The sequence below is a fragment of the Ferruginibacter sp. genome, from assembly GCF_028288465.1.
GTDB lineage: Bacteria > Bacteroidota > Bacteroidia > Chitinophagales > Chitinophagaceae > Ferruginibacter.
In genome coordinates this window covers 96,061-112,352 of record NZ_JAQBNR010000046.1, presented here as the reverse complement: position 1 = coordinate 112,352, position 16,292 = coordinate 96,061, and the positions used below count along the sequence as shown (strand labels likewise).

Below are 16,292 nucleotides of genomic sequence, written 5' to 3'. Positions count from 1 at the left end.
TAATTATCATTTATTGATTAAATATTAGTGAGACATTGAGGCCAACACAACAGGCTCTCTGTACCCATAAAAAATTGGTTTTTAGTTTCAAGCTTTTTGCTTTACTTGCATGAGACGACATTGATATATGAGCTGTCCTCTGTGCCTTCGAAACTTATAACCTATGGAAAGATATTATGCTTTTTGGCGAAGATTAGGCGCCGGATTATTTGATGGAATCATTCTAACCATAATCTCCTTGCTTTGCGCAAAGTATATTTTTTCTTACACTCAATTACCTTCCTTTGCTTTGACGGTTGCGTTATCAATTCTTCCTTTCCTTTACAGTGTTTTACTAACAGGTTTGTTCGGGCAAACAATTGGCAAAATTATCATGGGCGTAAAGGTGCTCGACTTGGGAGAAAGAAAAGTTATCGGGATAAAGAGAGCCATCTTGAGGGATTCAGTGCCAATAATTTTACAAATATTGAGTTTATGCATTCTGGGCCTGCATGCCATTGAAGTACTTTCTGTAACCGATGAAGTCTCTTCCGTTGCAGAAAGCATAATTAGTTGGACATCATTTTTGTGGTTCATTATTGAATTGATCACAATGTTTTTAAATAGGAAACGGCGGGCTGTTCATGATTTAATGGCTTCATCTGTTGTAATAAGTTTGAAAGGCCTGCGGTTTGATAAGTTAGATGAAGAACTTGCTGCGAAAAGATCCTCATCCGCTAATGCAAACAAATCTTCAAATAGTTGAACACTTGCAATGGCGCAAGATGCAAGTCGGGTAAAGCGTTGGCTCCCTTGTACATTTTTACACCGCAAATGGAAGACACGGAGATTAGAAGATTTTATTGATTGCACAGGCCAGGACACCAATAAAATCTATTGTAAGCGAAGCTCAACACTTATAATTTTCGTCTCCGATGTTGGCTTGCCATCGAGTTTTGCTGGTTTCCAGCCAGCTGCCGATACATTCATCATTTTCATTGCATCAATAAGGTGAACTTCCTCCCCAATACCTGACTGAGGTTTAAAGTTGGTCATTTGCCCCTTCTCATTAATTGTGATTAATACGGTGATATAACCGTAAACCGCCGGCGTGGGAAGATTTAAACCAGAACGGGTAATGTAATCATATTTCTGCCTCAGTTCCTTGTAGAAGCGTTCTATTCCGCCTGGGTATTGCGCCTGTTCATAATTACGTTTGGTAACGTTGTTAAAACACCTGTTGATTTGAAATTGTTCTGCATTCAAAAATCCCGGAATCTGTTCGATATTACAGTATGAAGTGTCTTTGTATGCCTCATCGCGATTGAATTTTGAAATCATTTTCCCACTGGTCAAAATTCCTTCCCTGTAATTTTCAATATTCGTAATAAATTTTTGTGAAGCAATGGTATTTGTCCATGTTCCATCTTTTTTGCCGTTGACGACCTTGCCGGAAATTTTTCTGAATTTGTCAGCGGCTGCATAACCAAACCAATCACCTTTTCCTGAGTCCACCATTTTCTTGCCGTCTTCAGTCCAAAATTCCTCTATCAAAATTTCATTGTTGGTAAAGTTGAACACTTGTTGTTTTGCCCCGCTTTCATAATAATACTGCCACAGGCCGCTTTTTTTGTCATTACTGTAATTACCGGTTTGGGCCAACTGCCCGTTGTCAAAATATAGTTTAAAGAGACCTTCTTTTTTCCCTTTTGCATAGCTACCTTCAACGGCTATCGAACTATCCATGAAATAGTCAACAAATTGTCCAGTAAAAGTCATTAACATCGTATCAATTTTGGAAACCCTGAACATGAGTGCGCAAGCAGGTTTTACCAGCTGCCATCTCTCATTATAGTATAACATAACCGTATCATCACTTAACTGATTCATTACTTCATTGATGGAAACAGGAAGTGCGTTTACATTCGCAGCTTCATTGGTTTGGCAATAAATGTTGCAACGAGCTGCAACAAAAATCAGAAACAAAAGTACTCTTCTCATTTAAATCTCATTTAAGCAAGTCGTTTTCGTCAACTCTTGCTGGCATAACGACCATTGAATAATTTTATTTGCTAAAGATAAAGGGAAGACACTTCGAAACAAAAATTGAGGCATTGCTGAATCTTATATTTAAACGATTGTTTAAGGGTTAACAGATGAATTTACAAATGCTGAGTTTGACAGAAACAGTAAACCTTCTTCTGTACAGTTAGCTTAAATAATGAAAGAAACTGCATATAGCATCCTCTAACTTTGTTGTTTCTTCAAATTAACAAAAATGGGCACGTTAATTTGTATCATCGGTAACAATTGTTATCTAAACTTTTATTGTCATGAAAAAAATATTTCCATTTTTACTTTTTACTTTTTTTCTTTTTGTTTCGGGTTCAGCATCTGCCCAGGTCATCCAGGGCACCTACGCTATCAAAAATGTACAGACCGGTATGTTGCTGCGCATTAAAGATGCGAATGGTAAAAATGGTACGCCGCTGGTGGCTTATTCGCCGGTTAACTGGAAATGTATGACATGGGATTTTAAACATGTGGCAGGGCAGACCTACCAGCTGAAAAATTTATTTACCAGCAAAACCTTTCAGCCAAAAGAAATTACCCCGGCAGAAGGCATTACCCTGGAGCAGCAGCCATTGGTGGAAGCGCAGGCCAACCAGTTGTATGATTTCATCCCCGTAGAAAAAAATGTTTACCTCATCAGGGCCAAAGGAACGGAACTGTACGTTACGCCGGTTGATAAGAATGGTACCACCGATACGGGCATCACGCTTGCCAAAAAGAGCGGCACCAAGCTGCAGCAGTGGACCATCTATCAACAGCATCCTACCATGTAGGCGATTGTTTTTTGTATCATCTTCTATTCAAATCAGTTCATTAAAGGCGGCGGCTAAAATGCTTGCTGGCATTTGAGTTATTTTTACAAGTACCGGATTTTTTATTTGGCAGGTTAAAATGCATGTCCATTCTATAGCCATATCTGCCACTGTAAAAGGTTTGTAAAATAGCAGCAATTCCACATGAAATTTACAAGTATCTTTTTAGCAGCCGCTTGCCTGTTTACCAATAGCCTGCATGCGCAGGAGTTGGATTTGGTAAAATATGTAAACACATTGCAGGGCACCAATTCAAAACACGAATTAACGAGGGGCAATACTTATCCCACAACCGCATTGCCTTTTGGTATGCATACCTGGACACCGCAGACGGGCAAAAACGGCGATGGCTGGAAGTACCAGTATTTCAAAAATAAAATACGCGGCTTTCAGCAGGCGCACCAGTGCAGCTCCTGGACAAGAGATTATGCCGTTTTTTCTTTTATGCCAATGGTTGATCAACTGGTGGTGAATGAAAACGAGCGGGAAGCAACGTTTAGTCATGCCAATGAAATTGCAAAACCCAACTATTATAAAGTAAGTTTTGATAATAAAATCACGACAGAAATAGCGCCCACTGAAAGAGGTGCACATCTTCGTTTCTCTTATCCAAAGGCAAAAAAAAGTTACCTCGTGCTGGATGGCTATACCAATATCAGCGCCATAAAAATTGATCCCAAGCAAAATAAAATTACCGGCTATGTAAACAATGGCGAAGGTTTTAAAAAAGGATTCAAAAACTTTTTTGTTGTTTATTTTGATCAGCCATTTATAAAATACGGTACCTGGGAAAACAGGCAGAACAAAGTGTACGCCGATTCTGCAACCGGAGAGGGAAATGGTTTCGGCGCTTATGTACAATTCAAGGCCGGAGCGAAAGTGCAGTTAAAAGTGGCATCGTCTTACATCAGCCCGGAGCAGGCAGAATTAAATTTACAACAGGAACTGGGCGCTGATAAAACGCTGGAACAAACAAAAAATAAAGCAGCAGCTATATGGAACAAGTCACTGAATAAAGTTCAGGTAGAAGGTGGCAGCGAAGCAGACATGTCAACATTTTATTCCTGCTTCTTCAGGGCGAGTTTGTTCTCCAGAAAATTTTATGAAGTTGATAAAGATGGCAAGCCACATTATTTTAGTCCGTATGATGGCAAAGTGCATGACGGCTATATGTTTACTGACACCGGCTTCTGGGATACATTCAGGGCGCAGTTTCCTTTAAACACCTTGTTGCATCCTACCATGCAGGGGCAATACATGCAGGCCATGCTGGACGCTTATGATCAGTGCGGCTGGCTGCCTTCCTGGTCTTTCCCAAGTGAAGCCGGCAGCATGATTGGTAACCACGCCATCAGTTTATTTACGGATGCCTGGGCGAAGGGAATTCACACGTTCGATCCCAATGCGGCTTTAAAAGCATACCTGCATGAAGCCACCAACAAAGGGCCATGGGGTCCGTCCAATGGAAGAGATGGATGGAAAGAATATGCGCAGCTGGGTTATGTGCCTTATACCAAATACAGGGAGGCTACGGCCAAAACGTTGGAGTATGCGTATGATGATTTTTGCGGCTACCAGTTAGCCAAAGTCACCGGTAACAATTTTTATGCAAATGTTTTTCAACGGCAGATGTACAACTATAAAAATGTGTACGATTCCACCACCGGCTTTATGCGTGGGCGTGACAGCAATGGATTGTGGCGGCCCAATTTTGACCCGGCAGAATGGGGCGGTCCGTTTACAGAAGGCAATGCCTGGCACTGGGAGTGGTCGGTATTCCAGGACATCAAAGGCCTTATCAATTTAATGGGCGGCGATAAAAAATTTACTGCAAAACTGGATGCTGTTTTTACAGAACCCAACAAAGTAAACGTGGGTTCTTATGGCGGCATGATTCATGAAATGACGGAAATGGTAATGGCCAATATGGGGCAGTATGCACATGGCAACCAGCCCATACAGCACATGGTTTACCTGTACAATTTTGCAGGCGAACCATGGAAGGCGCAGTACCATACACGTGAGGTGATGCACAAACTGTACAATGCAACAGAAGACGGTTATCCCGGTGATGAAGACCAGGGTCAAACCTCCTCCTGGTATGTACTGAGTGCGCTTGGCTTTTACAGCGTAACGCCCGGTACAGGCGAGTATGTGATGGGTAGCCCTTTGTTTAAAAAAACAACCATCAACCTGGAGAACGGAAAGAAATTTATTATTGAAGCGCCTTTGAATAGCAATGAAAATGTGTATATAAAATCTGCCAGCCTCAATGGAAAGGTGTATACCAAAAACTTTTTAACACACAGTGATATTACGAATGGCGGTGTATTAAAACTGGGGATGGCTGACAAGCCCCAAACCAACCGCGGATTGAAGGAAGAAGACAAACCATTTTCACTGACAAAGAAATTGGAGTAGTACCAGCCAGCAGAAATGGTAATGAACAGGAAGTTTAATTTAAAAGGGATGAGAAAAAATTATTTGATTGTATGCATTTAAGAAAATGCTTTTTATTGCTTACCTGTTTGCTTGTTGTTGTTAAAAATTCAATTGCTCAAACCTGTACCGGATCTTTAGGCGATCCGATCGTGAACATCAGTTTTGGTGCAGGTGCAAACTATGGTCCGCCATTGCAAACAGGTGCCACCAGCAGTTTGCAATACCAGGGTGCTAATTGTCCTTCTGACGGTTATTATTCCATTGTGAATTATACGTCCGGTTGCTGGGCAAGCGATGTGGTTTGGCATACAGCGACGGATCATACGGGTAACAGCAATGGGTACTACATGCTGATCAATGCGTCCAACCAGCCAAGTAATTTTTACATACAAACAATCAACGGGCTTTGTGCCGAAACCACTTACCAGTTTGCGGCCTGGCTGCTGAACATGTGCAGCGTGATGGGTATCAATCCGAATATTACTTTTACAATTGAAAAAACAGACGGCACTATTTTAGGCACTTACGATACCGGCGATATTCCGATTATCAATCCTGTAACATGGGCCCAGTATGGTTTTTATTTTACAACACCACCAAATGTATCGTCGGTTGTATTGCGCATGCGCAACAATTCGCCCGGGGGTGTGGGCAACGATCTGGGACTGGATGATATTACCTTTCGTCCAGCTGGTCCTGCGATTGATGCAAAAATCACCGGTAATACTGGCGACACCATCAACGTATGTGCAGACAACAACAGCAGCTTTCATTTTGAATCAACTGTAGAAAATTGCTATGCCGCTACAGCATACCAATGGCAGCTAAGCACCGACAATGGAAATACCTGGGGCAATATAAGTGGTGCTACCAGTAACGCATACACGCGGATTTCAACGGATGCCGGTACTTATTTATACAGGTTGACAGCTGCTGAAACCATCAACATCGGCATCAGCACCTGCAGGGTATCTTCTAACCCGATAACCATCATTGTAAATCCATTACCGGTAACATCCGTTACTAGCAATGGTGCAAAATGCAGCGGCGATAGCATTGTGTTAAACGCAACAGGCGGATCCGTTTATAACTGGACTGGGCCCAATACTTTTACCGCAACCGGCAGCCAGATAATTGTCAAAAATGTAACAGTTGCAAATTCCGGAAAATATTATGTTATGGTAACGACTGCGGCCGGGTGTAAAAAGCTGGATTCAACAACGGTAGCCGTGTATCCTTCTCCGGTAGCGGCTTTTGGTGTTACAGCACCTGTTTGTGAAAAGAGTGCCGTGCTTTTTTCAGATCAGTCTGTTACCGGCGGGCAACCCATACAAAAATGGAACTGGGATTTTGGTGATGGAGGTGTTGCAACAACAAAAGCACCCACGCATATTTTTACAGACAAGGGAAATTATGTAGTGAGTTTGTCGGTAGAAAATGATAAAGGATGCAACAGCAATGTCGTTACAAAAAATATTCTGGCCAATCCATTGCCCCATCCTGATTTTATATTGCCTGCTATTTGCCTGGCAGATCCTTTTGCAACATTTATCAATACATCTTCCATCAGCGATGGCAGTGAAGGACAATTTACTTATGCCTGGAATTTTGGAGATGTGAACGCAGCCCCGGCGTTGAATGTATCAGCCCAGCAATCACCAAAACATGCATACACAAGCGTGGGCATTTACCCGGTTGATTTAAAAATTATTTCTAAAGATGGTTGTATAAAAGACACCATTAAAAATTTTACCGTCAACGGATCGCAACCCATCGCAAAATTTACAATCGACCCCTCCGTAAACTTCTGCAGCAACAGCGACATCATTTTTGCAGATGCGGCTTCGGTAAATTTTGGCAGCATAACAAAGTCAGAAATTTACTGGGATTTTATAAATAACCCCACTGCTAAAATAACAGATTCGCTGCCAGCAACGGGCAAACAATACAGTCATCTTTATAACAGTTTTGCCGCTCCGCTTACGAAGCAAATCCAGGTTAAATACGTGGTGTATTCAGGCGTTAGTTGCGTAAATGAAACAACACAAATGATTACATTAAAAGCAAGCCCTGAAGTGCAGTTTACCGCATTGCAAAATGTATGTGCAGGCGTTGAACCTTTTCTGCTAAACCAGGGAACCGAGATAAATGGCATGAGTGGAACAGGTATTTATTCCGGTGCCGGAGTAAACGCATCCGGATTATTTGATGCATCCATCGCAACAGCTGGCGATCACATCATACGGTATACATTTACCGCTTCCAACAAGTGCACCGCCTTCGCTGAACAATCCATTAAAGTGTTTGAGCAACCGGTTGTAAATGCTGGTCCGGACAGAACGTTATTGCTTGGTAGTGCTATTGTATTGAACGCATCCGCCAGTGGCAGCAATCTTCAATATGAATGGATACCCAACACAGCCATTGAAAATAACCTGGTGCTAACACCAACTATTTCGCCGGTTATAAATACTACTTATACTCTGAAAGTGTTGTCTGCAGATGGTTGTAAGGCGGGAGATGAAGTACTGGTAACTGTTGTAAAAGATATTTTTGTACCTACCGCTTTTTCACCCAATGGTGATGGGCTGAATGATGTATGGCGCATCCCTTATCTTGATTCTTATACCGGTGCCAGCCTGGATGTGTTTGACCGCTATGGGCAAATCGTTTTTCATTCAACTGATTTATCCATTGGATGGAACGGTAAGTTTAAAGGAAAGTCATTGCCAACAGGAAGTTATCCATGGGTGTTGCATCCGGGGAGCGGGAGGAAGTTGATGTATGGGATGGTTAGTATTGTGAGGTAAGAGATTGGTAATTTTTTCATAGTCACTTTACGTTTTTAGAAAGCATCTCTTGCTGAAGATAAAAAACGTACGGCAAAGGAATTCACTGCAAATTGTCCTACTCCTGAAAGACTAAATGCCCAGCGGGTGGATGAGGTTGATTCGCGACATTGAAAGCTGGCTATTTGACAAGTCGGTACGTTGTAAAATTAAATTTGAAACCTGAAATGTTCTAATTTATATAAGGCTTACTTTCTTTTTTTTCTTGATAAAAAAAAGAAACAAAAAAAATCAAGGCTGCGAATAAAAAGCCTGAAATTTTCAACACAATCCTAAAATCAAGAATCTCGCCGGAAGAGTTAAATACTTTGTGTCTAGTGCTGGCTCAGACAACCTTGATTTCTTAACGGCTTATGCTGAAAATTTCTAGCACTTTTTATTCGAGGCCGTTTGAAGTGTACTTACGGCGGAAAGCGGGCCTATGAAGTTTGCCTGCCAAAAGAAATGCGGGGAAAATTAAGCACTTCAATCTCTCTTTCAAGTTGAACACAGTAACTGCATAAGATGCCTCTTTCGCTACGGTGACGGCTTGCCGGCATTCAAAAAATGCGCAGCATATTTTTTGAAAGAAGCGAAAGCAGCATCGTTGCAGTTACGCAGCCCCGCCGGCGGCAGAGGCGAATATACAAACAGAAAACTATTAGAATTGCAGCGGAGTTCTAAATAAGAACGGGTAGAACTTAATTGCGTACAACAAACTAAATTTAATAAAAATTCTTCTTCTTATCCAACTGCTTGGAATGCATATACTCCGTAGGCGTTATATTAAATTGCTTTTGAAAATTTCTTGCAAAATTGCTTTGCGAACTAAACCCTACCATGTACGAAATTTCATAAATTTTATGATCCCCTTCGGCCAGTAACTCAGCTGCTTTTTTAAGCCTCGTAATATTGATAAGTTCAATCGGAGTTAATACAGAAATGGCTTTTATCTTCCTGTACAAAGTGATACGGCTCATGTTCATTATTTTGGCAAGCTTTTCTACATCAAGATCCGTATCTTCTATGTTGGCGCAGATGGTGTCATTTAAAATCTCTAAAAAATGTTCATCTGCTTTTGAGTGCGCCATGCTTTTGATGTGCACCAGGGGAGAGCTCGCAAAGTAATCCCGGATCATATTCCGGTTGGCCAGCAAACTGGCGATCTGTGCCTGCAGATGCTCTTTGGAAAAAGGTTTTTCTATGTAAGCATCTGCGCCCAGTTCCAGTCCTTCTACTTTCGACTGGATGGTATTTTTAGCCGTAAGCAATATCACTGGTATGTGTGAATATTCAAAATTGGATTTAATGGCTTTGCACAATTCAAACCCATCCATCACCGGCATCATCACATCACTGATCACCAGTTGCACAGCTTCAGTCTCCAATATTTGAATGGCTTCTTTTCCATCAAGCGCCTTTAATATGGCATATTTATTTGACAATATTCTCTCCAGAAATTCCAGTATTTCTTCATTGTCATCTACAATTAAAATAAGTGGCAGCAGATCGTTATTCATTATTTTAGTTTTAGCAGTGGTTGATTGATGTTCTTTTTGCGGTGTATATTTTCTTCATGTTGCAACGGCAAACAAAATACAAATACATTCAGGTTGTCAGCTGTGTCTTTCAGGTATAAACTGCCATTGTGTAACAGCGTTAACGACCTTGCAAGAGCCAGGCCAATACCGGTGCCCTGTTGTTTTAAAGAATCCTTCAGCCGGTAAAAAGGTTCAAATATTTTTTCACGCATTTCAGCAGGTATCTTTAGGCCGTCGTTCTCAAATTCAATCACACAACTTACTGTACTTTCGTTGGCTGGCAACAGGCGGATGGCAATTTTTTTGTTGGCATACTTCAACGCGTTATTGAAAAGATTGCTGAAAATTTTTGTCAAAGCTTCTTCATCAGCAAAAATGATCATGTCGTTATCCGGGTATTCTATTGTGTATTCCAGCTTTCTTTTTTTTGCAAGCGGGGCAAAATTTTCAAATGATTCCCTGAGCAGTGCACTCACATTTACTTTCACAAAATCCATGCTGAAGCCTTTTGCCTCTGCCTTCCTGAAATCCAGTATTTGCGTAATCAGTGCAATAAGGCGATTAGTATTTCTTTCCATCGTTACCACGTCTTCTTTAATCTGTGGCAGCTCATCTACCTGCTCCAGTAAATTTTCAACAGGCCCTTTTATTAAAGTCAACGGTGTTCGTATTTCATGCGCTACATTGGTAAAAAAATCAATCTTGGCTTCATAAATTTCCTTTTCCTTTTTATCTTCTACAATAATATGATAGGTTCTTAAAAGGTACCATGAAAGGGCAATTATAAACAGTGCATACAAGCTATAGGCCCAAACGGTAGCCCACCAGGGGTGTGCAATTACAATAACCAATTGTTTTTCTGTTCCCCAGTTACCATTGTTGCCCGCCCTTATTTTAAAAACATATTTTCCCGGTACCAGGTTGGTAAAATATATTTTCCTGTTTTGTTTTAATTCGGTCCATTCTTTATCAAGGCCTCTCATTAAATAACTGTAGCCTGTCATTTCGGGTGATATATAACTTAGTGCGGCAAAGTCAATACTAAATGATGACCGGTCATAGGGTAGTGTAATATTGTCGGTATAAAGGATTGATTTTTTCAGGTAGGAGCTGTCCTGGTTAATTTCCACTTCTTTATTTTGTACCTGGAAACCGGTGATGAAAACCGGGGCATCAAGTGTAGTTTTTAGCAAGTCATCCGGACGGAAAGCAATCATGCCTTTTACACTTCCGAAATACATTTTGCCGGTAGAATCTTTGTAACCGGAATTATAATTGAACTGATCATTTAATAAACCATTGTCTTTTGTATAAACTGCAGCAACGTTTGTTTCTGTGTTAAAATTTACCAACCCCCGGGAAGTGGTCACCCATAAATGCTGTTTATCATCTTCCAGTATCTTATAAATAAAATTACTTGGCAGGCCATTTTTTGTTGTGAAGAAAGAAAATTTGTGGCGGTCCTTATCCAGTTTAACCAAACCGCCGCCTTCAGTGGCAAGCCATAAACTTTGATGGCTGTCTTCAAAAATGGCATTGATAATATTATTGGGTAAGCTGTTTGGATTATCGGGTTCATTGTGAAAATAGCCTTTCTTTTTAGTGACAGGGTTAAAGAAAAGAATACCATTTCCATGAGACCCCGCCCAGATTGTTTTCTCATGATCTTCCAGTAACGCAGCTACAAAAATATTCGGATCAATTTCTGTTACCAGGTCGAAACCTTTTACCGCCGGGTTAAACCTGTACAGCGATCCGGCAGTACCGGCATATATTACGCTATCATGAGTTTGCAATAAGCTTACAACGAAATTGTTTTTAAGGTCATATTTACCCGGCCCCGAATTGTAATGCTTTTTTACTTTACCCGTTCTTACATCCAATATATCAAGGCCGTGATCGAACGTGCCGATCCATAAATCGTTGCCGGAAAGCAGCAAACCATGCACGTTGGGATAAGCAATATCCCCTTTCTCGCCGGCTGGTTTAAATTGGGTAATAGCACCGGTTTTAGGATTTAATTTATTAAGGCCTGCATCCTCCGTACCTATCCAGATATTGCCCTGGTGGTCACCGGTAATTTCACGTACCGCATTGCCGCTGATTGCGCCAGCCGAATTATCCGGAAAATATTTTTGAAACACGGCATATTGCCTGGAATAATAATTTACTCCGCCAAAATAAGTGCCAGCCCACATGCCGCCCTCATTGTCTTTACACAAAGAATACACTGCATTATCCGAAAGCGAATAGGGGTCGGTAAAATTCTTTTTAAGATTTACAAATTCTCCGGTGCTCGTATTTAAGATAAAAATGCCGGACTCGGTTGCAAACCAAAATTCATTGACAGCATTGCGGGCAATATCACGTATGTAGATGGTTGTTTTATCGGGATTGTAAGTCAGCAGGTCTTTGTACGTGCCGGTAGCAACATCAAACTGTTTTAAACCCTGCGCAGATGTGCCTGCGTAAATTGAATTGCCTTCACCGGTATGCAGTTTTTGTATCCAGGTAGATACAGCGGGTGGGGAATGGGCGAACAAATTAAACGGTTTGAATCGACCGGTGGCAGCATCAAACCGTTGCAAAAGCCCGTTATCTGTGGATACCCAAACGTCTCCATTGTCAGAGCTGCAAATGGAAGTAGCGGCAAAATAATTAGCCTGCGGAAATTTGGTTAGTGTGTTGGTTTTAAAATTATAGCGGCACAACATTACAGCAGATATAAACCACAGCTGCCCATCTTTATCCATGTGCATACTGTTAATCCAAACCAGCGAGTCGATAAAGCGAACCAGTTTTTCTTTTTCGCGGTCGAAATAAAACAATCCTTTCTGGCTCCCAATCCAAAGTCTGTTGTCATTATCCACCAACATGCAACCAATCATGTCCGGCATCATCACATGCCCTTCTTTGGCCATTTCATAATGTTTAAAATGGTAGCCATCAAAGCGGTTGAGGCCATCTTTGGTACCAAACCATAAAAAGCCGTATTTGTCCTGCGCACTGCAAAACACGGTACTGTTGGAAAGACCATTTTCAACCTGGTAGTGCCTGAAAAAATAAGATTGTGCGGTTGTTTTAACCGTGCTTAAAACCAGGAAGAGGAAAATCTGTACTAATTGCGTGATATGTTTTTTATGTTTCAAACCGTTTGCGAAGTTGATGAAAAATTTGAATTACGCCGGCTGTTTATTTTTTATCAAATAAATAAAGTGCATGGGGTGGCAAAGTTAAAATGATACAATTTGAGAAAATTATGGTACGCAAGGAATGGACGCCCGGATAAATAAGATTTTATTTTGTTCCATGATTTAAAGGTAGTGTAACAACCGAATTAAATTATGTAAACGATTACAATCATTATTAAATCATCAAAATTACTTGCTACATGAAATGTATTACTCAGCGTATTACGCCAGTAATTGCCTGCGCACCCAAACGCCTTCGGCAAAAAATCAAACTGCTTCTGGTTTCGCTTTTTTTTCTTTCTTTTTCGATACCGGTATTCGCACAGCAAACAGCAAAAATTACTGTATCGGGTGTTGTTAAAGACAGCATTGGCAATGCGTTGGCAAACGCTACCGTTACTGAAAAAGGTACAAGAAATGCTACATCATCCGGTGCAGATGGAAGGTTTACCCTAAAAGTGGCCGGGCAAAATTCAGTGTTGGTCGTTTCTTCAGTTGGCTATGCCGTACAACAGATAACTGTGAAAAACCAAACAGATTTTACCATTGCTATGGCGCAGGTTAAAAACGATATGGATGAGGTTGTTGTAGTTGGCTATGGCAGCAAGAAAAAGGAATCTTTAACGGGTGCTATTTCATCGGTTACAGCTAAAGATATCGACCGGGTACATGGCGGTGCTACTGTAAGTACCACACTCGCTGGTAAATTGCCGGGTGTAACTTTTCGCCAGGCAGAAGGTCGTCCCGGTGCATCTGCTTCTATCCAGATACGTAATATGGGTACACCCCTGTATGTAATTGACGGTATTCAGCAGGATGAAGGCCAGTTTAACCAGTTGGCCCCAAATGATGTGGAAAGTATTACCATCTTAAAAGACGCCTCTGCAGCTATTTATGGTGTACGTGCCGCAAATGGAGTAGTGGTGGTTACAACCAAAAAAGGAACGGTAGGTAAAAACAGCATCAATGTAGACGCTTACAGTGGTTACCAAAGTTTTTTCCGTTTTCCTAAAGTAGTTAATAATACAGCTGATTATTTATATTACAAGGCAGACGCTGAAATGAATTCTTATGGCAGCACTACTACTACCCAGGCTATACTGGATGCAGCGAAAGCCGGTACAGATCCGCAATACAGAAGTTTTGACTGGAGAAAATTTGTACTGAACAACAATGGTGCACCACAAAATTCTGTGAACGTAAACATCAGCGGCGGTTCAGATAAAGTGAGCTACTATGTATCTGGTACCAACCTGTTTCAAAATTCAGTTTTAGGTAAAGAATACAACTTCAACCGTACCAACATACAATCTAATGTTACGGCAAAATTAGCCAACGGTTTAAAGGTTGGTTTTGATATCAATGGCCGCGTAGAAACATACAAAAACCCGGGTGTGCCGGGTGGTGATGATTACTTTTTAGCAAGGCTGGCCGTACTGAGAAACACGCCGATGGAAAGACCTTATGCCAATGACAACCCGCTTTATTTAAATGATATGGGGCCGCATTTGGAATCTAACTATGCGTTCCTTAATAACAATTTGTCAGGTAAATTCAGAAAAGACTGGCGTGTATTGCAAACCAACTTTCATATCGACTGGGATCTTCCATGGGTAAAAGGCTTGTCTGTAAGAGCGTTGGGTTCTTATTACATGGCCGATGAACTGGAAAACAACCAGGAGTATACATACAAAGCTTATACGTATAACCCATCAGACAGCAGCTACAAAGCAACCGGCGGAAGTACCAATCCATGGCGTGACAGGGAGCAGATTAAACAAATCAACACCAACATGCAGTTGCAGGCGAACTACAACAAAAAATTCGGCGACCATACCATTGGTGTAACTGCAGTTGCTGAGAGAATCAATAATCATTTTGTAAGAAACTGGATACATGCTTCACCGCAGTCCAACTTCCTGCCGCTGGTAAGTTATCCTATTATTGATCAATACCAGGATGAGGACAGAACCCAGGCAAGGATTGGCTATATCGGCCGTATCAACTATAATTATAAGAACCGCTATTTTGTAGAGGGTTCTGCAAGACGTGATGCATCTTATTTGTTCGCCCCGCAATACAGGGTAGGTTACTTCCCCGGCGTATCCGCGGGATGGAGAATCAGCGAGGAACCTTTCTTTAAAAAATTATTAAAAGATGAAACAAAAATTATCAGCAATTTAAAATTCAGGGGCTCTTATGGTGTACTGGGTGATGACAATCCCAATAACAATCCCATCGTTGCGCCGTTCGCTTACCTGGCTGGTTATAATTATGGCACTGTGGGTTCAGCCGTATTGGATGGCAACACGGTTCCTGCTTCAAGAGATAAAGGAACACCTGTTACCAGTATATCCTGGTTAAGAAGTAAGATTACCGATGTAGGTATGGACTTCGGTTTACTGAACGGAAAAATCAATGGCTCGTTTGACTGGTTTTACAGAAAACGTACCGGCTTGCTGGGTACCAAAAATGATGTAATTGTACCCATTGAACTGGGGTATAATCTGGCTCAGCAAAACATTAATTCGGATGCGCAATTCGGTGAAGAATTTTCGTTGGCTTATAACAGCACCATTGGTAAAGTTAACTTTACTGTTGGCGGAAACGTTTCTTATACCCGCTCTAAATTCCTGCAATCTTATAATCCTTTATTCTTTAACTCACTTGATCAATACCGTAATTCAAGCGAAGGCCGGTATACAAATCTTGGATGGGGGTATAATTGCATCGGTCAGTTTACATCCGTTGAACAAATCAATGCTTATAAAGTGGATATCGACGGACAGGGCAATAAAACCTTATTGCCGGGAGATTTAATTTACCAGGATGTAAACGGAGATGGTAAGATTAATGGCTTAGACCAGCGCCCGATTGGCTATGGTTACGGTACACAACCCAACATCAACTTTGGATTTAACATTGCAGCCTATTATAAAAACTTCGATTTTCATGCTGATTTTTCAGGTGCTTCAGGCTTTACCTGGTACCAGAACTGGGAACAAAGATGGGCTTTTCAGAACAACGGAAACCTGAATGCAATTTTTGAAGACAGGTGGCACAGAGCAGATATCTATGATGTTAACAGCGCCTGGATTCCAGGTAAGTATCCTGCAAACAGGTACAATCCCGGCACCTCTCATTCTGATTACAATGTACAGTCAACATTCTGGTTGCACAACGTTTCTTACATCAGGGCAAGAACGATTGAAGTAGGGTACACTTTGCCGTCGAGTATTTTAAAAAGAGCTAAAATTCAAAAAACCAGGTTTTACCTGAATGCGTATAACCTGTTCTCAATTGATAATCTTTCACAGTACGGAGTTGATCCTGAAACCATCGATGACAATGGATTGCAGTTTCCACAAAACAGGGTTATTAATGTAGGTATCAATCTTTCTTTATAATCAATTCTGAATAAAAATA

General features: G+C 41.2%; 8 protein-coding genes. 5 read left to right on the top strand and 3 right to left on the bottom strand.

Features of this window, described 5'->3' with window-relative positions; all coding sequences use genetic code 11:
- Positions 1-163: 163 nt before the first annotated feature.
- Entirely contained in the window at positions 164-745 is a 582-nt protein-coding gene (locus JWR61_RS17760) for an RDD family protein (RefSeq protein ID WP_301929087.1), read from the top strand.
- Positions 746-873: 128 nt separating this feature from the next.
- Here JWR61_RS17760 and JWR61_RS17755 read toward each other — a convergent pair whose 3' ends face one another.
- Positions 874-1,965: a hypothetical protein gene (locus tag JWR61_RS17755; RefSeq protein WP_301929086.1), complete on the bottom strand. Its 1,092-nt coding sequence runs from the start codon at positions 1,963-1,965 to the stop codon at positions 874-876.
- 347 nt (positions 1,966-2,312) lie between these two features.
- On the opposite strand from JWR61_RS17755, the gene JWR61_RS17750 reads away from it, so the two are divergent.
- From JWR61_RS17750 to JWR61_RS17740, 3 genes are all read left to right on the top strand, one after another.
- Positions 2,313-2,825 (top strand): RICIN domain-containing protein, encoded by a 513-nt coding sequence (locus tag JWR61_RS17750; RefSeq protein WP_301929085.1) that lies wholly within the window; start codon positions 2,313-2,315, stop codon positions 2,823-2,825.
- Positions 2,826-3,008: 183 nt separating this feature from the next.
- Positions 3,009-5,285, top strand: a complete 2,277-nt coding sequence (locus JWR61_RS17745) for a GH92 family glycosyl hydrolase (protein WP_301929084.1) — start codon at positions 3,009-3,011, stop codon at positions 5,283-5,285.
- Between the two features lie 71 nt (positions 5,286-5,356).
- A complete protein-coding gene (locus tag JWR61_RS17740) occupies positions 5,357-8,116 on the top strand; it encodes a PKD domain-containing protein (protein WP_301929083.1) in 2,760 nt (919 codons plus the stop codon).
- Between the two features lie 743 nt (positions 8,117-8,859).
- Here JWR61_RS17740 and JWR61_RS17735 read toward each other — a convergent pair.
- Together JWR61_RS17735 and JWR61_RS17730 are read right to left on the bottom strand one after the other, a co-directional pair.
- Positions 8,860-9,654, bottom strand: coding sequence for a response regulator (locus tag JWR61_RS17735; RefSeq protein ID WP_301929082.1), 795 nt, complete (start codon positions 9,652-9,654; stop codon positions 8,860-8,862).
- Positions 9,654-12,824: a sensor histidine kinase gene (locus tag JWR61_RS17730; protein ID WP_301929081.1), complete on the bottom strand. Its 3,171-nt coding sequence runs from the start codon at positions 12,822-12,824 to the stop codon at positions 9,654-9,656. Before JWR61_RS17730 ends, JWR61_RS17735 begins: the two co-directional genes overlap by 1 nt.
- Positions 12,825-13,066: 242 nt before the next feature.
- On the opposite strand from JWR61_RS17730, the gene JWR61_RS17725 reads away from it, so the two are divergent.
- Complete coding sequence (locus JWR61_RS17725; RefSeq protein ID WP_301929080.1) at positions 13,067-16,273, top strand: TonB-dependent receptor; 3,207 nt, start codon at positions 13,067-13,069, stop codon at positions 16,271-16,273.
- Positions 16,274-16,292 lie beyond the last annotated feature (19 nt).